The 20,043-nt window shown below is 42.9% G+C and carries 18 protein-coding genes; 10 read left to right on the top strand and 8 right to left on the bottom strand.

The genetic code is table 11. The annotated features are described in order from the left end of the window. Positions 1–732: 732 nt before the first annotated feature. Positions 733–1,794: an SEL1-like repeat protein gene (locus PR795_RS04000; protein WP_181480768.1), complete on the top strand. Its 1,062-nt coding sequence runs from the start codon at positions 733–735 to the stop codon at positions 1,792–1,794. Between the two features lie 42 nt (positions 1,795–1,836). Here the strand turns inward: PR795_RS04000 and PR795_RS03995 are convergent, their stop codons facing one another. Genes PR795_RS03995 through dpiB form a run of 3 tightly spaced genes read right to left on the bottom strand, consistent with a single transcriptional unit; the run spans position 1,837 to position 4,678 of the window. Next, on the bottom strand, positions 1,837–2,319 hold the full coding sequence (locus tag PR795_RS03995; RefSeq protein ID WP_006662010.1) for a glutathione peroxidase: 483 nt from the start codon (positions 2,317–2,319) through the stop codon (positions 1,837–1,839). 45 nt (positions 2,320–2,364) lie between these two features. After that, positions 2,365–3,048: a two-component response regulator DpiA gene (gene dpiA, locus PR795_RS03990; RefSeq protein WP_006662011.1), complete on the bottom strand. Its 684-nt coding sequence runs from the start codon at positions 3,046–3,048 to the stop codon at positions 2,365–2,367. Continuing rightward, complete coding sequence (gene dpiB, locus PR795_RS03985) at positions 3,041–4,678, bottom strand: sensor histidine kinase DpiB (RefSeq protein ID WP_006657572.1); 1,638 nt, start codon at positions 4,676–4,678, stop codon at positions 3,041–3,043. Before dpiB ends, dpiA begins: the two co-directional genes overlap by 8 nt. 371 nt (positions 4,679–5,049) lie before the next feature. On the opposite strand from dpiB, the gene citC reads away from it, so the two are divergent. The 8 genes from citC (at position 5,050) to PR795_RS03945 (ending at position 13,120) form a co-directional block, all read left to right on the top strand. Beyond that, positions 5,050–6,102: a [citrate (pro-3S)-lyase] ligase gene (gene citC, locus PR795_RS03980; RefSeq protein WP_036965119.1), complete on the top strand. Its 1,053-nt coding sequence runs from the start codon at positions 5,050–5,052 to the stop codon at positions 6,100–6,102. A gap of 19 nt (positions 6,103–6,121) precedes the next feature. Then, the gene (gene citD / locus PR795_RS03975; RefSeq protein ID WP_006657570.1) at positions 6,122–6,418 is read left to right on the top strand and encodes a citrate lyase acyl carrier protein; all 297 of its coding nucleotides are present in this window, start codon (positions 6,122–6,124) and stop codon (positions 6,416–6,418) included. Next, positions 6,418–7,314 carry a citrate (pro-3S)-lyase subunit beta gene (gene citE / locus PR795_RS03970; protein WP_006657569.1) on the top strand — a complete coding sequence of 299 codons (897 nt, stop codon included), beginning with the start codon at positions 6,418–6,420 and terminating at the stop codon, positions 7,312–7,314. Before citD ends, citE begins: the two co-directional genes overlap by 1 nt. Before the next feature lie 11 nt (positions 7,315–7,325). Further along, a complete protein-coding gene (citF, locus tag PR795_RS03965; RefSeq protein ID WP_036965122.1) occupies positions 7,326–8,852 on the top strand; it encodes a citrate lyase subunit alpha in 1,527 nt (508 codons plus the stop codon). A 3-nt stretch (positions 8,853–8,855) separates the two neighbouring features. Further along, positions 8,856–9,401, top strand: a complete 546-nt coding sequence (gene citX, locus PR795_RS03960; protein WP_006657567.1) for a citrate lyase holo-[acyl-carrier protein] synthase — start codon at positions 8,856–8,858, stop codon at positions 9,399–9,401. Beyond that, positions 9,382–10,272, top strand: a complete 891-nt coding sequence (citG, locus tag PR795_RS03955) for a triphosphoribosyl-dephospho-CoA synthase CitG (RefSeq protein WP_181480767.1) — start codon at positions 9,382–9,384, stop codon at positions 10,270–10,272. Before citX ends, citG begins: the two co-directional genes overlap by 20 nt. A 274-nt stretch (positions 10,273–10,546) precedes the next feature. Continuing rightward, on the top strand, positions 10,547–11,980 hold the full coding sequence (locus tag PR795_RS03950; protein ID WP_006662015.1) for an anion permease: 1,434 nt from the start codon (positions 10,547–10,549) through the stop codon (positions 11,978–11,980). Between the two features lie 84 nt (positions 11,981–12,064). After that, on the top strand, positions 12,065–13,120 hold the full coding sequence (locus tag PR795_RS03945) for a 4-oxalomesaconate tautomerase (protein WP_036965128.1): 1,056 nt from the start codon (positions 12,065–12,067) through the stop codon (positions 13,118–13,120). A 48-nt stretch (positions 13,121–13,168) separates the two neighbouring features. Here PR795_RS03945 and PR795_RS03940 read toward each other — a convergent pair whose 3' ends face one another. The 4 genes from PR795_RS03940 to PR795_RS03925 all read right to left on the bottom strand — a co-directional run bounded on the left by PR795_RS03940 (position 13,169) and on the right by PR795_RS03925 (position 17,812). Further along, positions 13,169–14,302, bottom strand: a complete 1,134-nt coding sequence (locus PR795_RS03940) for an AAA family ATPase (RefSeq protein ID WP_181480766.1) — start codon at positions 14,300–14,302, stop codon at positions 13,169–13,171. Further along, positions 14,299–15,009: an RNA ligase family protein gene (locus tag PR795_RS03935; RefSeq protein WP_181480905.1), complete on the bottom strand. Its 711-nt coding sequence runs from the start codon at positions 15,007–15,009 to the stop codon at positions 14,299–14,301. The genes PR795_RS03940 and PR795_RS03935 overlap by 4 nt, the downstream gene beginning before the upstream one ends. A gap of 219 nt (positions 15,010–15,228) precedes the next feature. Further along, a complete protein-coding gene (locus PR795_RS03930) occupies positions 15,229–16,050 on the bottom strand; it encodes a VanW family protein (RefSeq protein ID WP_154633639.1) in 822 nt (273 codons plus the stop codon). Between the two features lie 445 nt (positions 16,051–16,495). Beyond that, positions 16,496–17,812, bottom strand: a complete 1,317-nt coding sequence (locus tag PR795_RS03925; RefSeq protein ID WP_181480765.1) for a CitMHS family transporter — start codon at positions 17,810–17,812, stop codon at positions 16,496–16,498. A gap of 584 nt (positions 17,813–18,396) precedes the next feature. On the opposite strand from PR795_RS03925, the gene PR795_RS03920 reads away from it, so the two are divergent. Continuing rightward, a complete protein-coding gene (locus tag PR795_RS03920; protein ID WP_181480764.1) occupies positions 18,397–19,488 on the top strand; it encodes an NADH:flavin oxidoreductase/NADH oxidase in 1,092 nt (363 codons plus the stop codon). A 74-nt stretch (positions 19,489–19,562) separates the two neighbouring features. Here PR795_RS03920 and PR795_RS03915 read toward each other — a convergent pair whose 3' ends face one another. Next, a complete protein-coding gene (locus tag PR795_RS03915; RefSeq protein WP_006657558.1) occupies positions 19,563–19,883 on the bottom strand; it encodes a hypothetical protein in 321 nt (106 codons plus the stop codon). Between the last annotated feature and the right edge of the window lie 160 nt (positions 19,884–20,043).

Raw genomic sequence — 20,043 nt, 5'->3', positions numbered from 1 at the left:
TGCACCAAAACTAAAGAATTAGCTAGTATTAATTACTACATTCATAGATCGTTATCGTGATTAACTTCAATTTTTTACAAAAACATGAAATTTTTATCGCCCACTAAATAATCAGTTGTTTATCAAATGTTAAGCACATTGTTCTATGTTTAACCATTCCATTCCAAATAAACGCAATTAAAGCTACACCATAACGTTTTACGCATAGGTAAATGAGAATCTGCAAACATTGAATAGAAAATAAATTCATATATGTGATTATTTATATTTGTGACTATTTATAGTCTACTTATCATCCAAATAGCGGGATGAAATAAAACGAGGGTGTATTTTTATGCAAAGAAAGGGTGGGATAGTATTTCATGCAAAAAAAAAGCCCAGCGACTAAAACTGGGCATAATGCATTCTATTAAGGATCGTACAACTAATTCAAACTACACTACATAGATGCATTATTGCATTACTTCATGTAAAGAAATGAATATTGAGGGTAAATATATGAATGTTTACGCGAGCAAACAGTGATATACATGCTAATTAAGACCTGCGATAGACCTAAAAGGTTCATATTTTTTTGAATTATTTTTCATTTTTTTTATAACCTTATGATTTAAAATACTAAATAAATAAAGTATTTTTTCAAATAGCCATAATGGCGATTGCACTGCTAAAAACAACCCGCTAACCTACCTAATAGGAATAAATGGTTAAAATTCATCCCAAGGAAGTTTTGTGAGACAGTTTATTATCCCCTTCATTATCCTTTACTCACTGTCAATCAATGTGAGTATCGCTAAGACAGAGGCGCCTATCGCCCCCTCTCCGGCTGTAGATGAAAAAACATTGACTGAGTTAGCCCATAGAGGACAAGCAGAAGCGCAATTTAATTTAGCGATGTTTTACCAATCTCACGGTCAACTCGATAACGCAGCTTATTGGTATAAACTGTCCGCCAGCCAACAATTTACCAAAGCACAAATTAACCTCGCCCTGATGTACCAGCAAGGTGTTGGGATCGGCAAAAATGAAAAAGAGATGCTGCGCTGGATGGAAGCAGCAGCAAAAGCAGGTGATCCTATTGGTCAAATGAATATGGCGGAATACACTTTACAAGGTATCCCCAATGTATTAGTGAAAAATCCGCAGCAAGCATTAATCTGGCTAGAAGCTGCCGCTGCACAACAGTTCCCCGCCGCACAGCTCACTTTAGCCTATTGGTATGAACAAGGTACTGCTGGCAATAAAGACCCACAAAAATCTCATGCAATTTATTTGGCTCTGGCTGAGAAAAACCATCCTCAAGCACTGTATATATTAGGTTACCAAGCAGCGACTGGCATGTATGAAAAAATCAATTACCCTCTCGCTTTTCAGTATTTTACTCGTTCCGCTGAGTTAGGCTTCTCCCCTGCACAAAATAGCCTAGGTATGCTGTATTTAGCGGGTCAAGGTACCAAGCGCGATACAGTATCTGCAATCAAATGGCTCACGCTCGCCGCTGAACAAGGCGAAGTTTCAGCTCAGTTCAACTTAGCGCTTATTTACGCACGAGGGGATGGGATTACCGCTAATCAAGCAAAAGCCTGCCAATGGTTTATCAAAGCTGCCAACCAGAATAGCCGTGATGCACAATATGCCAGCGGTGCCTGTTATCAATATGGTATGGGCGTACCACAAAATGATAATAAGGCATTATCTTGGTATCGACTCGCGGCAAAGCAAGGTGATGAACGAGCTCAAAAGAAAGTGATAATTATGGAGAATGAATTACAAAATTCAGGGAAAGGAAAATAACTTCAGAAAATCCGCATAAAATAGGCTCGAATGACCGAACATTCAATTCTTAAGTGCGGCAACAATTGCCACTTCCATTTTTTCTGGAGTCGTGAACGGTGCAAAGCGCTTCAGCGGTTTACCGTCGCGTCCAATGAGAAACTTCGTAAAGTTCCACTTGACCCGCCCACCTAGCAGACCGGGCAGCTCACGTTTCAGATAACGAAACACTGGGTGTGCTGCGCTTCCGTTAACGTCTACTTTCTCAAACATCGGAAAACTCACACCGTAATTAATGTAGCAGGTCTGTCCGATTTCCTCTGCCCCCCCAGGTTCCTGTTTCCCAAATTGGTTGCAGGGGAAACCGAGCACGACAAAACCCTGATCTGCATATTTCTTGTAGAGCGCTTCAAGACCGGCGTATTGTGGTGTAAAGCCACAATGGCTGGCTGTATTCACAACTAAAACCACCTTACTGGCGTACTCCTCCATAGAGATACACTGCCCGCTAAGGCTTTTAGCGGTCAATTGATAAAAGGTCGTCATATAAGAATCCCCAAAGCAGAACAAATCGACATTACTACTTATTTCCTAACTCTGCTTACCGCGATAAATACGCTGCGGACGCCCCACCTTGCCGTACTCAATTTCTGCTTCAATTTTGTGCTGAGCTAAACAATATTCTAAATAGCGTCGCGCTGTTGTACGACTCAATTTTATCGTCTCAGCAATCGTTTCTGCCGTATATTCCGCATCGGACGCGGCGAATAACGCGAGTACTTTATCCAGAGTCAATGCATCAATGCCTGTCGGTAATTCTTCTTTGCTTTCACCGCGTGCATAAGTATTAAACATATCATCTATCTGGCTTTGATTGGTTTTATTTGTCCCATGTAAAACAGATTTACGTTGAATATAACGGTCTAACGTTTGCCCTAAACGCTCATAAGCAACAGGTTTTACGAGATAATCAAACACACCAAGACGAATCGCTTCGGTAACCGTTTCCATATCACTGGCAGCCGTAGTGAACACAATATCAGCGCTGTTTCTTTCTTGAAGCAGCTCGTGAACTAAATCAATACCTTTCCCATCGGGTAAATAATTATCCAACAAAATCAAATCAGGCTTCATGTACTCAATCATTTTTCTTGCCTCAGCAAGATTGCCCGCAAGCCAGACTTTATCACAAGCAGGATAAGCTTTAATGTACTCAGCATGCATTTCAGCAAGGAGCAGTTCATCTTCGACAATGAGGATTTTTATCTTAACCATTTTGCGTCTTCACTTTCGGTATAAAAATAGAGAATACAGTACCATACGGTTGATTATCTTCAATGATCACCGCCCCATTACATCGATTAACATAGGAAGCCACTAAAAAAAGCCCTATGCCATGCCCCTCGACAGCATCCGTTTTTGTTGTTGTTCCACGCTCAAACCATTTATCCTGCAATTCGAGAGGAAAACCGCATCCTTGGTCAGCAACTTCAATCACAATCTCATTATTTTCATCTGAGATATATAATTCCACCTGCTTATTACCCACTTCATTCTTTAAGCTGGCTTCAAATGCATTATCCAATAAATTCCCTAAGACAGCACAGAATTCCGTGCTATTTAGTGAGCTAGGTAACTCATATAATCGGCAACCCGGTACAAAAATGAGTTGGAGTCCAAGTTCACGAGCGCGATGATATTTACCAAACAACAGTCCAGCGACTTGTTTATCTGCAAACTGTTCTCTCAATGAATCAATTAATTGCTGTCGAGACTCTGATTCACCTTTAATCAATGCCAAGGCTTGATCATACTCTTTCATTTGCAGCAAACCACTTAATGTGGAGATCCAGTTCAAATGCTCATGGCGCAGTGTGCGTAAATTATCCACATATTGGCGCACCTGTGAGAGCTGCGCATTCAGTGACTCAATATCATTTTGGCTACGAAAACTGATCACGGCACCTGCAAGCAATTCACCATCCATAATCGCCACACGGCTGGCTATCACATTCAGCCCGTTAAATTCACACACAATATCGTGCTGATTTTTTGTTATCTCTTTGGTAAAAAAACTCGCGGGAGAGACGTAATCAGAAATTGGCTTACCAATTAATTGCTTTGCTGATTCACTCAGCGCTAACATTTTTCTGGCGTTATGATTGATATTGATAATTTTGCCATAGCGATCAACCGCAATAATCCCTTCAAATACCGCATCAAAAATACCTTTTTGCACCAAAACTAACTGAGTGATCTCTTCTGGCTCCATTCCCAGCATTTGCCGCTGAATTAATTTCGCAAATGCCCAAGAGAGAAACAGCAGAATGACCAATACCCCTAAAAATGTCGCAGATGTCTGTACAAAAATTTCGGCTAAAGAGGTGTCTATTTTTGTGGTGAGATAACCGATGGAAACAACCCCTATCACTTTGCCATTTTCATCAAAAATAGGTGTTTTCGCCCGAACAGCATTCCCCATAGAACCTTCGCCCTTAATAAAATAGCTTTCACCATTTTCTAATGCGCCAGGTTTATTCCATTGCATCGGGTAACCGATTTTTTCACTATTAGGATGATATAAACGAATGGAATGCTCATCACCAATCACGACATAGTCATAACTTGAATCTTGATTGAGCTTGTCGGCAATAATTTTTAGTTTAGGAATATCTTTATCTTTTACTGAACTCACAATGCCATCCAGAGAAGCGATCATCTTGGCTTGGCTCATAGCAAGTACACGAATGTTTGCCATCATGCGATTTTCGGTCGTATCTGTAAAATACTTACCTAATCCAAAAGTAAGCAAGACCGACGCCAGCAACAATAGAAGAAATACTCGCCCAGAGAATGAAAATATATTTCCTTTTTTAAATGGAATTTGTGAAAGCTCTGTTTTCATCTCATCTCTCTATAACTCGCTAAAAAGTAAAATTATTGTTACAGATAAATATCGCCATAATGAAGTTAAAATATAACTTAGCCGGGATAGTAATGCACATATTATTAATTAAACACATTAAAACCACTGAGTAAAGTTCATAACTCTGAATTAAAAACATTAAAACCATTAAACAAATACAAACTCATTTTAGAAACATGAAATAGGTCAAATATATTATATGCAGGCTATTTAATATAAATATTGAAAAGGATAATTAAATAAAAATTGAGAACTTAGCTAAATTTAGAAAAGCCAAAAATATTTATTTAATTAACTTTAACATTAGCAACATTTTTAATACATCTCTAAATGAGATGCAGGATACCATTATGTTCGACAGCATAACGTTTAACCAAGTAAAACGTCATGAGAACAGAAAACTCAATGATATCACTCAGTTTTTAAAAGAGAATGATTTAGACATTGATGCCAGCGTTGACGTCTTTATTACTATCACTCGTAATGAGAAGTTAATTGCCTGCGGTGGTCTCGCTAAAAATGTCATTAAATGCGTCGCCATTAGTGATGAAGTTCGCGGTGAAGGTTTAGCATTAAAACTTGCCACTGAACTGGTGAATCTTGCCTATGAAAATAATACAACTCATCTATTTATTTACACGAAATATCAAAATGAAGAGTTATTTCAACAGTGCGGATTTCACACCATTGCCACCGTGCCCAATGTCATGGTTTTAATGGAGAATAGTTGCTGTTACTTAAATCGCTATATTAAAAGTTTAAAAGCCCAGTACAAACCAGGAAAAAAAATTGGGGCTATCGTAATGAATGCCAACCCATTCACATTAGGGCATCGCTACTTAATTGAACAGGCCGCAAAGAATTGTGACTGGCTACATTTATTTGTGGTGAAGGAAGATACTTCCCGTTTTCCTTATAAAGTTCGCCTTAAATTAATTGAGGAAGGTACAAAAGGAATCGGTAATCTAACCATTCATAAAGGTTCAGAATATATTATTTCGAGAGCAACATTCCCTTGTTATTTTATTAAAGACATTACTGTTGCGAATAACTGTTATACCGAAATCGATATTAAGATTTTTCGCCAATATATTGCTCCAGCGTTGGGAATTACCCATCGTTTCGTTGGTTCAGAGCCATTTTGCCAAGTCACTAATCAATATAACCAAGACATGCGCTACTGGCTAGAAACGGATGAATTGCCATTCCCACCTATTGAGTTGGTTGAATTTCCGCGAACAGTTATCGACGGCACGGCAGTCTCTGCCTCGCAAGTTCGAAAACTACTCGCTAAAAAAGATCTTGCGGCGATCAAGCCGATTGTGCCCCCTGCCACTTATCACTATTTGCAAGACATGCTGGCAGCACAGACACCGTCGCCCACTCCCGCACTACAAGCTTGAAATTAGTTATAGGTGAAATATGAAGATACTACACGCAGCAGTTGCCGGCACACTTGAATCCAGTGATGTCATGGTACGAATCGAGCCTCTCGAAGATACTCACGAGGTCTCACTACAAATCACCAGCAGTGTTGAAAAACAATTTGGTGATGCTATCAATGCTATCGTGATTGAAATGATTGAAAAATATGACATTCAAGGCGCTGAAATTGTGGTAGATGACAAAGGTGCATTGGAGTGCGTATTGCGCGCTCGCCTCGAAGCCTTGCTGGCTCGCGCCTGTGATCTTGATGCTCTGCCATGGGAGGATAAATAATGACGCCGGAAAGAAAAAGCCGTACCCGTAGAAGTATGCTGTTCGTTCCCGGCTCCAATGCTGCGATGCTCAGTAACTCTTTTATTTATAAAGCTGATGCGTTGATGTTTGACCTTGAAGACTCAGTCACCATTAGAGAAAAAGACACAGCACGTCGTTTGGTCTATCACACACTGCAACACCCGCTATATCAAGATATTGAAACTATCGTACGTGTTAATGCTCTCGACTCTGCTTATGGTGTCGCAGATCTTGAAGCGGTTGTTCGCGGTGGCGCTGATATTGTGCGCTTACCTAAAACAGATACCGCGCAAGATATTATTGATATTGAAAACGAAATACTGCGCATTGAAAAAAGCTGTGGTCGTGAAGAAGGTAGCACTGGATTATTAGCGGCTATCGAATCCCCAATGGGGATCACCCAAGTGGTGAATATTGCCCACGCTTCCCCAAGATTAATAGGCATCGCATTAGGTGCCGAGGACTATGTCCGCAATTTGCGCACCGAGCGGTCTCCAGACGGCATTGAACTCCTCTATGCTCGGTGCGCCATTTTACAAGCTGCGCGTTCCGCCGGTATTCAAGCGTTCGATACCGTCTATTCAGATGCAAATAATGAGGAAGGTTTTCTTAAAGAAGCCGCACTCATTAAGCAGCTTGGTTTTGATGGCAAATCATTAATTAACCCAAGACAAATTGAGTTACTGCATAACTTGTATGCCCCAACCCAAAAAGAAGTCGACCATGCACAGCGCGTCGTGGATGCCGCTGATGCCGCAGAGAGAGAAGGCAAAGGCGTCGTTTCCCTCAACGGGAAAATGGTAGATAGCCCTGTTATTGAACGAGCCCGCTTAGTGTTATCGCGCGCGGCATTATCAGGCATTCGGGAAGAGTGAGGCAGAACATTATGACAACCAATACATTGCGTCAGGCTCGCGTATCAGCCTACTTAGCACCTAAAAATGATGAATTACTGCGCGAATTCAAAGATATCGGCAAAGTTCAGCAGCAAGTTCAAAAACCACGTAACCGCAAACTGTGCGATGACCTGCAAGTCGCCATTCGCCGCTCTGGGCTAAAAGATGGCATGACCATCTCTTTCCACCACGCTTTCCGTGGCGGTGACTTGACCATCAACATGGTGATGCAAGTGATTGCAGAAATGGGATTTCGCAACCTGACACTGGCATCCAGCTCGCTCAGTGCTTGCCATTCCCCTTTAGTCGAACATATTCGCCATGGTGTCGTCACCAAAATTTATACTTCTGGATTACGCGGCCCATTAGCCGAAGCCATTTCTCGCGGAGAATTAGCGGAACCCGTACAAGTTCACTCCCATGGTGGACGTGCCAATCTAGTTCATAGCGGTGAATTAAAAATCGATGTCGCCTTTATCGGCGTACCTTCATGCGACGAATACGGTAATGCTAACGGCTACACAGGAAATGCGAGTTGTGGCTCACTCGGCTACGCCAAAATCGATGCGGAAACGGCCAAGAAAGTCGTCATGCTAACAGAAGAATTTCTCCCTTATCCACACAACCCATCGAGTATCAAACAGGATGAAGTGGACTATATCGTCAAAGTCAAACGTGTCGGTGATGCCGACAAAATAGGCGCCGATGCAACCCGTATGACATCCAATCCTCGTGAGCTACTGATTGCCCGCACAGCCGCAGATGTGATTGAAAAATCAGGTTTCTTCAAGGAAGGCTTTTCACTGCAAACAGGGACTGGTGGGGCTTCTCTCGCAGTGACTCGCTTCCTCGAAGACAAAATGCGTCGCCACCATATCCATGCTGGTTTTGCGTTAGGTGGGATCACATCGACCATCGTGGATCTGCATGAAAAAGGCTTAATCAAAAAACTCCTTGATGTACAAAGCTTTGACCGAGCCGCCGCAGAGTCTCTCGCGCGTAACCCAAACCACATTGAAATCAGTGCTAACCAGTACGCCTGTTACGATTCTAAAGGTGCCTCTGTGGATATGCTGGATGTCGTCGTACTCAGCGCATTAGAGATAGATACACGTTTTAATGTCAATGTGTTAACTGGCTCCGATGGTGTGATCCGCGGGGCATCAGGCGGGCACAGTGATACCGCCGTTGCCGCAAAATTATCCATTATTGTCGCTCCATTAGTTCGTGGTCGCATCCCAACATTAGTGGATGAGGTTCTCACTTGCGTCACTCCGGGCTCCAGTGTCGATATTTTGGTCACCGACCACGGTATTGCCGTCAACCCTGCTCGCCCAGAGTTGAAGCAACAACTGGAAAGCCAAGGCATCAAAACCGTGTCTATCCAGTGGTTACGTGAACGCGCCCAGCTCTTAACGGGTACGCCAAATCCGATCGAATTTACCGATAAAGTCGTGGCGGTTGTGCGCTATCGTGACGGTTCTGTGATTGATGTTGTGCATCAAGTGAAGGAGTAGAACATGTTTTACCCACTGCCTGATACCCAAGAGCAATTTGAAATTTCCTTACCTGACTTGCTGGCGAGCCGTGATGCCCGTCAGGCTCGTCAGCAAGAGTGGATTGGTCTCCATCAGGTAACCTTGATTTCATTTACTGTCGTTTTTCCGGGTCCAGTTAAAGACAGTCAACTGGTCAGAGACATTTTTAATCAAGGCTTAAATGCGCTTAAGCAAGTTGCTTCATGCAGGCAGTGGGTACTTTTATCACAACAATCATTCCCTCTCGTGACGGGACCGGAATGCTTAGTCGCTGTAGAGGCTGACGCCATTGAGGTCAAAAAAGCCTTAATGGATGCGGAAGAATTATCCCCTGTCGGTCGACTCTGGGACTTTGATGTTTTTGATAAAAACGGTGTGTTGTATTCCCGCAGCCAATTTAATTTACCCACTCGACGCTGCTTAATTTGTGACAATGAAGCCAAAGTGTGCGCGCGTCAGCGCAGCCACTCTCTTGATGAAATTTTGCACCGTATTAAGGAGTTAGCCTATGTTCCAGCAACTCATTGATCAACAAACTACGTTAAATGATGACGTCGTTAATCACTACAGCCAACTGGCTTGGCAAGCCATGCTAGCGGAAGTGAACTTAACGCCAAAACCAGGTTTAGTAGATAAATATAATACGGGTGCACATAAAGATATGGCACTAACTGATTTTCATTTAAGTGCCAACGCGATTGCCAAATTCTTTCCGCTCTTTTTACAGGCAGGTCACCAATACTGCCAATTGCCGATTAGCCAGCTTCTACGTCAAATTCGCGGCATCGGTATCGATTGTGAAAAAGCGATGTTTCATGCCACTCAGGGCGTGAATACTCATAAAGGCTCTATTTTTTCCTTAGGCTTAGTGCTCACGGCGATCGGTCGTTTATTAGGGTTACAGCAGCGAATTACGCCCAATGCAATCAGCCAAGTCGTTTCTAACATGTGCCAAGGATTAACCACTGAGCTGCAACAGCCCGCAGAACACCCAACAGCGGGACAACGTTTATTCCAAGAGTATGGATTCACAGGTGCCCGAGGTGAAGCAGAACACGGTTATCAATTGGTGATAATCCATGCTCTGCCCCATTATTTGAAACAGCTAGCTGATGGTAAACAGGCCGATATCGCCCTACTCGATACGCTAATTTTGCTGATGAGCCTCAATGATGATACCAACGTCGCCAATCGTGGAGGTATCGAGGGGCTCTGCTGGATAAAGCAGCAAGCAAATCGCCTGTTACATCAAGGTCTTCATGACGAAAAAGATTTAAATAAAGTCCAACATTTTGACCATCAATGTATTGAAAAAAATCTAAGCCCAGGTGGCAGCGCAGATTTGTTGATTCTAACGTGGTTTTTTGCGCGATTACCTTCTGATGTTTATTTAGCTTAATAAATAAAAACAATTTAAATACTCATTAACAAAGGAACCAACATCACAAAAAATTATTCATTAAAACCAGAGAAAATAATTTTTAAATACAACCTGATTTTGCATTTTCAATAATTAACAACGTTTCTGCAAATATACGGTCGCCAATAGTTTTATTAAAAAAATAACACTATTCAAGATACCGCTATATCCAGAAATAGGTTTTCACACATTTTAAATATTCGTTTTATGTGATTTAAAAAATTTAAAGTTTATATTCTTGAAGGATTAGCCTATGCAAAAAGATAAAATATGGAAGCTATTAGTTCTTATAGCTATTCCTATAATCATAGCCTTAATACCGACGCCCGCCGGGCTACCGAGTATTGCATGGCTATTATTTGGTTTATACCTTGCCGCCATTGTGGGGCTGGTATTAAAACCTTATTCCGAGCCTGTGATCTTGTTAGCCACGATTGCTGCCAGTGCGGTGATCATCGGTGTAACAGGCACTAAAGACGTCAAAGTTGGCGAAGTTCTAAGTGGTTACTCATCCGGTACAACGTGGTTAGTTTTCGCCGCGTTCACCTTGAGTGCCGCGTTCGTCATAACCGGTTTGGGTAAGCGCCTCTCCTATATTCTTATTGGAAAATTAGGTGGCACCACTCTTGGACTGGGTTATGTCACCGCTATCCTTGACTTAATTATCGCGCCAGCAACGCCATCAAATACCGCCCGTGCGGGTGGAATTGTGTTTCCTATCATCAACAGTGTGGCGGTAGCGCTAGGCTCTGATCCTGAAAAAAGCCCACGTAAAGCCGGTCACTATTTGCTGGTAAACGTATACATGGTGACAAAAACCACCAGCTATATGTTCTTAACTGCAATGGCACCAAACGCACTCGCATTAGCCATGATGACGGACATTATGGGTATCCATTTAAGTTGGGGTGGCTGGGCATTAGCCGCTGCTGTACCTGGCTTAATCATGTTGATCTTGACTCCGCTGATTATCTACAAACTGTATCCACCTGAGCTAAAAAAGGTGAATAACAAAGAGATCGCAGCAAAAGGATTAGCAGATTTAGGTCCGATGACCGTGCGTGAAAAACTGCTCAGCATTATCTTTGTACTGGCGTTATCCGGCTGGATATTTGCAGATAAAATCGGTGTGAGCGCTTCAAGTGTCGCCATCGCGGTTATGGCATTAACGCTGATTCTCGGTGTAGTAACTTGGGACGATGTACTGAAGAACAAAGGCGGTTGGAACACCCTGATTTGGTACGGTGGTATTATCGGGATGTCCGGCGTACTGACCAAAGCGGGCTTCTTCAAATGGTTAGCAGATGTGATGAGCGAATATCTCTCCTTCGGTGACCAAGCGATGTTAGCGTTCTTTGTCATCATGTTTATCAGTGTCGCGATTCGTTACTTGTTCGCTTCTGGTGGTGCCTATGTCGCCGCAATGGTTCCTGTTTTCGCAACTGTCGGTATGGTTGCAGGTGCACCGCCGATGCTGTTAGCGCTGGGTCTACTGTTCTCTAACGCTTACGGTGGCAGCTTAACCCATTACGGAGGCGCGGCAGCTCCAATCGTCTTCGGTGCAGGGTACAACGACATTCGTTCTTGGTGGATCATTGGTGGGATTATCGCATTCTTAAGCTTATTAGTTCACATGACTATCGGTTTAGGTTGGTGGGAAATTCTGATCAATATGGGCTTAATCTAATCGCCCTTACCTAATAACACAGATGGAGTGCAATAAGCCGCACTCCATTTTTCTTACGAGCAATGCGTTCTAATAGGAAGTGTCATGAAACAGATTCCTTGTGTATTAATGCGGGGTGGCACATCAAAAGGCGTCTTTTTACTCGCTGATGATCTCCCAACCGATATTCAACAACGTGATGCATTGATTTTAGCCATTATGGGCTCCGGTCATCCGCTACAAATTGATGGCATTGGCGGTGGTAGCCCACAAACCAGTAAAGTCGCCATCATCAGTCCCTCAACCCACCCTAATGCCGATGTTGACTATCTTTTTGCTCAAGTCGCCATCACCGAAAAAATTGTCGATACTGCGCCAAATTGTGGAAATATTTTGTGTGCGGTAGGCTCATTTTCTCTCGAAAAAGGGTTAGTTCCCATTACCGGCGATGTGACCACCGTCAGAGTACGTAATGTGAATACCAATACGTTTATTAATGCCACCATCCAAACACCTAACGGACAAGTGGAATACGATGGCAATGCGACGATTGCAGGTGTTCCCGGTCATGCTGCACCTGTTGGGTTAACATTTCTAAACGCGAGCGGGACCAAAACAGGGAAATTATTTCCGACGGGTAACGTCATCGATATTATTGATGGTGTTGAAGTCACCTGCCTTGATATGGCGACCCCCGTGATCCTGATAGATGCTCCTCAGTTAAATAAAACGGGGTATGAAACTGCCGAACAACTTGAAAGCGATAGTGAGTTTATGCAAAAACTGGAGCATCTTCGCCGGCAAGCGGGCGAGATGATGGGCTTAGGTGACGTCAGTAAAAAAGTGATCCCAAAACCCATTTTAGTTTCCCCTGCAATTCATGGCGGCACCATTAATGTGCGTTACTTTATGCCTCATAAATGTCACGGTGCACTAGCCGTCACTGGGGCAATTGCGATTGCCACGGGTTGCATGATTTCAGGGACAGTTATTGAGCGTTACCTTCAAGGGAGAGTTAATATGCAGCAAATTGCCATTGAGCATTTAAGTGGCAAATTTGAGGTGGCATTAACCAACCCGACGGATAAACCAGAAGGAATTCAAGCTTCGATTATTCGTACTGCAAGAAAATTATTTGAAGGAAAGGTCTTTGTGCCTTAATGGCGAACTGATTGTCCTGCCTCTTTGACAGAGGCAGGATGATAAAACTTACTTCACCCGCTCACTCAAAAATTCACCATTGATAAAATAGGAAACTTGATGAGCTTCATCAGGGGTTGGGATCTCCAACTTCCCCGCCATTCTTTCCATTACATTCTCGGGTACGGCATATTTGCGTTGACGATTTTGTTGCTGCCACTGCTTATACGGCACTTCCAAATAAATCAAATGCACCTTCGCTTGGTAACGGGCAAACAGGCTGATCATACTTTCGCGCAGTGACGCACTGAGCGAGGTCGCATTCCAGATAAAATCCTGCTTACGACGTAAATAAACCTTCGCCTGCTCTTTAGCTTGCTGAGCCACCCAACCTTGGGCATTTTTATCGGCCGGACTGATTTTATGGACTCGACGAATTTCATCAAGGCAGACCATCGGCGTCTGTGGATAATGCTGTTGAATAAAATGGTCCTTTCCCATTCCCGGCAGACCGCACAACATAATCACCTCACTACCATCGTCATCAAAAGGCTGGTAATCCGGTGTACCACGCTGTGTGTGGAAATAGTGAAAACGCCCTGCCAATGAGGCAAATTCTTTGGGTTTATCCCAACAATGATGCTCGCGGCAAAAGAGTTCAAACAGCTCAATGCGTGCCAGTAAGTCAGCTTTATCTTCACATTCGCGCCCGATAGCATCTGCTTTGGCTAACATACACAACAAGGACATTTCGACCCGTAATGATGCAGCGTACAGTGCACGTTCCGGATCGGGCTTATCCATTAACCAAAGCGGCAAGCCATGAAAACGGACTAATGCCGCTATTTGTTCGCGAATCGCAAAAGGTGTTTCCACTTCGCGAAATAGGATATTCCGCGCAGATAGCTCGCCTTTTTTGGCATGCCCCGGTGAACGAATGCGCCCTTCTTCTTCTCGGGTGGTACTGCGCTTTTCCACATCGTGTAAGAGCGCCGCTGTCCAGACAATTTGCTGTTGCGCTTCAGGCAATTGCTGATATTCCGGCAAGTCTTCCAGCGCGGCTAATACCATTTTGGTATGGATAGCCACATCCCCTTCCGCATGGTGCAGTGCATCTTGGGGGACGCCATGCATATCGCGCACAAATTCAAACTGATCAGCAAGTTGTGACCATTCCCGTTGTTTTGTCAGTTGCCAACTCATTGGTCACCACCTTGCATCTCAAACGCCAATTTCGCGCGCTGCCAATTGCGTTTCCAGTGGATATCGGTTTTTACATGATTTTTACGCACATATTTAAAAACGTGCTGCATAAAATCATCCACGGCAAAGCCTTGGCGATTGCGCGTGACAATGCCTTCCATACTGCACGGTTTTCCAGTGTGGGTGTCCTGTGCAATAAATTGGCTATCTTCCCCTGCCGCGGCGATTAACCCGCTGCTGTATTGCTGGACAGTGAGCGTTTTGTCGATAGCCAAATGAAGCTCGGGTACGGTCGGAAAATCAAACAGTGAGGCGTAAAACTTCACTTCATCCCAACTGAGCCAATAATCCCCTTGGCGTACGGCGAACACGTAAAAATAATCTTCGATATGTTGATATTCGATGGAATGCACGGCATACAGATTTTCGCCAAACAATTCGATATCACCTAGGTCATCTTTAATTAATTGCCAACGTTGACGAATTTGTTGCGACCATGCCGACTGAGTCGGAGCGCCATGGGAGCGAGCAAATACTCCGTAACGATTCAAGCAATTATTTTCACCATCGAGTTTTTCAGTATGAACCAGTTGTTCAATATTTTGGATGTGCGCCCACCAATCGCTATTAATACGATCGTCGCTGGTGGTGCCCGGTGAGAACGGATAGTGATACGTTCTACCATACTTCCTTGATTGCATATTCATCATGCTTTCTCTACAGAAATAACAAAACACAACAAATCTTGTACAAGATTTGCCTCTGCGCTAATTGAGAAATCAAGAGTTGGTATTACATATCTAGTCCGCGAGACGGCCTCATTTTGGGTGTTTTATCAGAAAAACAGCAAGAAATAACTTAGTTGAGGGGATTCTAAACGAACTAATTAGGTAAAAGCCAGTAACATATTCCTAATTATGCTCGTATTAACCCACATCACTCAATTGAGATTCATCCAGTGGGTATTTCACCACCACTTTATTGCGGTACAAACAGCGGTCGCTAAGTGTGAGCGGCTCTTGCCCTTTCGTCGTGATTTGCTGCCAAATTTCATTATGGCGATAAATGACGCCATGCTCCCGAACAAACTGATGATTTTGTTGGTAAATATGATATTTATGTTCTCGTGGCGAAGAACACAATAGTTCCCCTTCAATTTGGTGCTCACCTATTTTAAAAACCAGCTGAAACGTCGCTTGCGTTGGGTTATACAAAACAAGGTCGATATAGTTGTAAAAAATAGCAGCGCCTGAACCAAATGGCAGTACCCGCCCGTCATCCGGAAAAGGGTCAAAGCTGTGGTTTGCTCGTTCCACCACTTGTAGCGGTGAGTGCAGTGCCATCCAGTGGATTAAATTGCTCAATTGGCAAATTCCGCCACCAATACCGCTGCGAGCCTCGCCATAGGAAAGCTCCATTCCTTCCACAAAACCTCGTTTAGCCGTAGGCTTACCCACCAAGCGGCAAAACGAAAAATATTCTCCCGGTGCGATGGTGACGCCGCTCATTGTTCCAACTGCAATCCCGAGGTTAATCACTTTGTTATGTTGTAGCCGAAGGTCTGATTGCCCCAATTTGCGGATCAGCCGTGATGTGTGTTTATGGTAACGATATTCCAGTGGCTGCTCCGCAACATTACGCGTATATTTTCGCCCAGAGAATGCCCAATGCCAGCGTCTAAGTAGTCGTTTTTGATTCACGCGCAGCCAATACAAAATAGGATGGTAGGATGAAAGTGGTCTGCGCATGTCGAGCCTTATCGATGTTAGATAAAAAAGGAATATTCACATAATTACCTCATCATCAATATAGTCACAGTCCGATAATCCATGTTCCACTTAGCCACTATTTTCTCTCACCGCTTTCTGTTTATTTTCCCTATCTTCTATTTTTCCAGATTTTAGGTTTTTCCTTAGCTTCCCCAAACATTGGCTCTATGGATTTTGCGCCGTAACTAGGCGGCAAAAAAGAAAATCCCTAGCGGTGCTGCTACTAGGGATACACGTTTGATTTTAAAATTAATTCTTAGAATTTAAATTTTCGTATTTAGCTTTAACTTCCAAACTATGGCTCTATGGATTTTGTGCTGTAGCAAGGCGGCAAGTGTAGCTAATCCCTAGGAGCATACATAAGTATGTGACTAGGGTTAGTAAGCGAAGCCAACACCGCGACAGCACAAAAGACGACGAGCGATTAATACAATCCAAGAACCGCCCCGACGGCTAGCGTGAAAAAACTGAACACCCAAATCCATCCGAACGAATAACGCAAATGGCGACCCATATCAATACCGGCTAACCCCATTGCCAACCACGCCGCTGGCGAGAATGGGCTCACGAACGTACCCGCGTTATTACCGATTGCCATGGCATACACCACCGCGGATGGGTCAACGCCTGCGGTCGCTGCAATCTGCTGAATAATGGGTAACAGTGCAAAATAGTAAGCGTCAGTGCTGGTGAAGATATCCATCGGAACGCCAAGAATACCCACAAAAATATGAATTTTTGATACCCATTCCGTTGGCAGAATTGATGTCAGATCCATCGCAATGGATTTCAACATGCCACCATCAGATAAAATACCTAAAAATGCCCCAGCGGCGAGAATAATTGCCACCATACCTAACGCCTGAGGTGCATGTAGGGAAAGCACCTTCATCTGCTCTTTGGGGTTGGGATAGTTAATTAATAATGCTAAAGAAAGCGCAATCATAAACACATATGGTGCTGAAAGTAGCCCGAATGCTAAACAAATAATCGCCCCGACAATCAATCCACCATTAATTAATGGCTTTTTAGGTTTATGGACAGTATCAGCCACATCTGCGATTTGCTCACTCTCACCTAACAGTGAATCCATTTGATACGGCGTAGTGCCATTTAACGCAGCCGTTGCAATACGACGCTTTTCACGCATTCCCATAATGATGGCAAATACCACTGCGCCACACATACCAATCAATTGCACAGGAATTAAACCTTGCCATAGTGTAGAAGCATCAATGCCTGTTACCGCTGACGCACGACCTAATGGTCCGCCCCACGGCACCATATTCATGATCCCCATACTTGCACACATCAGCAGTAACATTAGGTATGGACTCATCCCTAATTGCCGATACAGCGGTAATAATGCCGGAATAATAATTAAAAATGTGGCAGCGCCAGAGCCATCTAAGTGCACTACCCCCGCGATTAGTGTAGTCATGATACAGACGATAATCACATTACCACGAGTCATTTTGACCATCATGCGGATCAGCGGGTCAAAAATATGCAGATCTTTCATTAAACTGAAGAATAAAATGGCAAATAAGAACATAGCTGCCACTTTAGCGACTTTATTAATACCACTTTCAAAGAAGACGGATATTTCACCAATAGAATATCCCGCTAACAGGGCTCCAATAAAAGGAATACACGACATTGCAATAATTGGGCTAGCTTTGCCCATCATAAGTAAAGTGACGATTGTCACAATGATTAAAATACCAATAATCGTTAACACATTTACCGTCCTTTTTAGAATTATATTTTCACAGGCTAATACACGTTGCTGAAAATAAGCGAGCTGAACTCTCTACCGCTGTAATTTTATTTTCATCTCCACATTGGGTGTTTTATTGCTTATATAAATCTCTTATTTAGGTTGCAAGATGAAAATTGTGTTTTTGCTGGGATAATATCGATTTAGCGTTAATAAAAATCACTTAATAAAATAAAAATCCAGCGAGAAAATCTATTAACACCATAAAAACCATAAAGCACAATTAAATCAATCAATCTTTATTTATCATTAAGTTAGGGTAGACATCGAGGGATAAAGGCGTATTTATCACGACTTGCGATAATCACCCTAATTTAAATGTCTTCACTGATTTATTTTCTTTGTCTATTAATAAAAAATTGCAAGTAGATATTTATGCTTTTTATTCTTTCTCTCAAAATTTCCTCTGCTTTATTGCTTTTTGCTCTCTCTTATAACGAAAAAAAATTATCGAATAACTAAATTTGCCGTTTTATCACAAGAATCAACAATCTTTTTTTGTATACTGTCAGAATTATCTTAAGCATTGTTATAAGGAAAGAAGAATGAGTTACCTATTTTCACCTGCAAATCTAGGTCAAGTTCAACTTGCTAACCGTATTGTTGTCCCACCTATGTGCCAATATTCTGCACATGATGGGCTAATCAGCCCTTGGCATCAGGCTCATTATATGAACCTAGCCTTATCCGGTGCCTCATTGGTGATCGTTGAAGCCAGTGCCGTGACTCCTTCAGGTCGGATTACGTACAAAGATTTAGGTCTGTGGAATAAACAACAAATGCGGGAATTTAAGACCCTGCTAACGAATATTAAAACCTTTGCTAATGCTAAATTTGGTATTCAAATTGCCCATGCAGGCAGAAAAGCAGCCTGTGCGCTTCCATGGGAAGGCGGCCAAAACTTAGCCCCCGACCATGAGTATGGTTGGCAAACTGTTGCACCATCTGCCCTTGCGTTCGGCGATAGTTACCCACCCAAAGCACTAACCGTAGATGAAATCCACGAAATCACTCAACAATTCGTGGATTCAGCTAAACGTGCCGAGCAAGCAGGCTTTGAGTTAATCGAAATTCATGCTGCCCATGGCTATTTATTGCATGAATTCTTATCGCCTATTGCTAACCAGCGACAAGATGAATATGGCGGTAGTTTTGCTAACCGTACTCGCTTTTTAGTGGATGTTTTTCGTGAAATACGTGCAGCAGTCAGTCCGCACATCGCCGTAGGCATTCGTATTTCAGCAACAGATTGGGTTGAGGGTGGCTGGGATCTTCCTCAATCGATTAAACTGACTGAAATATTAGAAGAATTTGGCTGTGATTATATTCACGTTTCGTCAGGTGGATTATCAGATAAGCAGCAAATTCCGGTGAGTCCAAACTATCAAGTGCCACTCGCACAAGCGATTCATGAGCATACCGACATGCCAGTCATTGCGGTGGGTTTGATCACGGAGCCACATCAAGCAGAAGCGATTATTGCTACTGGGCAAGCAGACTTTATTGCCATTGGTCGAGGAATTTTGTATGAGCCTCGTTGGCCATGGCGTGCTGCCAGCGTGCTTAATGAACAAATTTCAGTCGCGCCACAATATTTACGTTGCGCACCGCACCAGTTTAAGCAGCTATTTAAATAAGCGCTGACTTAAAAATAATAAGACCACGGAAGTTTTCACCACCGTGGTCTTATTTCATGATTAAAGAGAATCAATTAACGCGCGTTAGTTGCACATTCTTGAACAAATGAAATCATAGTTTGTTGGAATTCAGGCGCAGCCGCAGGTGATTTTTGCAGCTCGCTGTCTAAACGTTTAAATTCTTTCAAACCATATTTTTCAACAGTTTTGTCATAAGCACAGCCACAGATTGCGCTGATAGCTTGTGCAGTTTCCGCATCAGATTCACCCGACGCTTTCACACAACTGTTCACGAACTCAGAGCGATACTCTGCAATTTCTTTTTTCTCGTCTGAACACGCTGACAACAATGCCATCATACCCGCCATACCCAATACTAATGCTGTCTTTTTCATTTTTAACCTATTTATCTTTGTCTATATCGGATTAACATTAAAACCCTACAACATACCTTACTATTAATCATAGCTGCTTTAATATGAAAAAGCTTGTGTCAATTAAATATTTAACGCAAAAATTAATATCAATGATTTCACTAATTTAAGGTTTAAATTT

The sequence above is a fragment of the Providencia sp. PROV209 genome (assembly GCF_028479485.1).
GTDB lineage: Bacteria > Pseudomonadota > Gammaproteobacteria > Enterobacterales > Enterobacteriaceae > Providencia > Providencia alcalifaciens.
The sequence above is the reverse complement of the archived record's forward strand: the minus strand, read 5'-3'. Positions and strand labels throughout refer to the sequence as shown.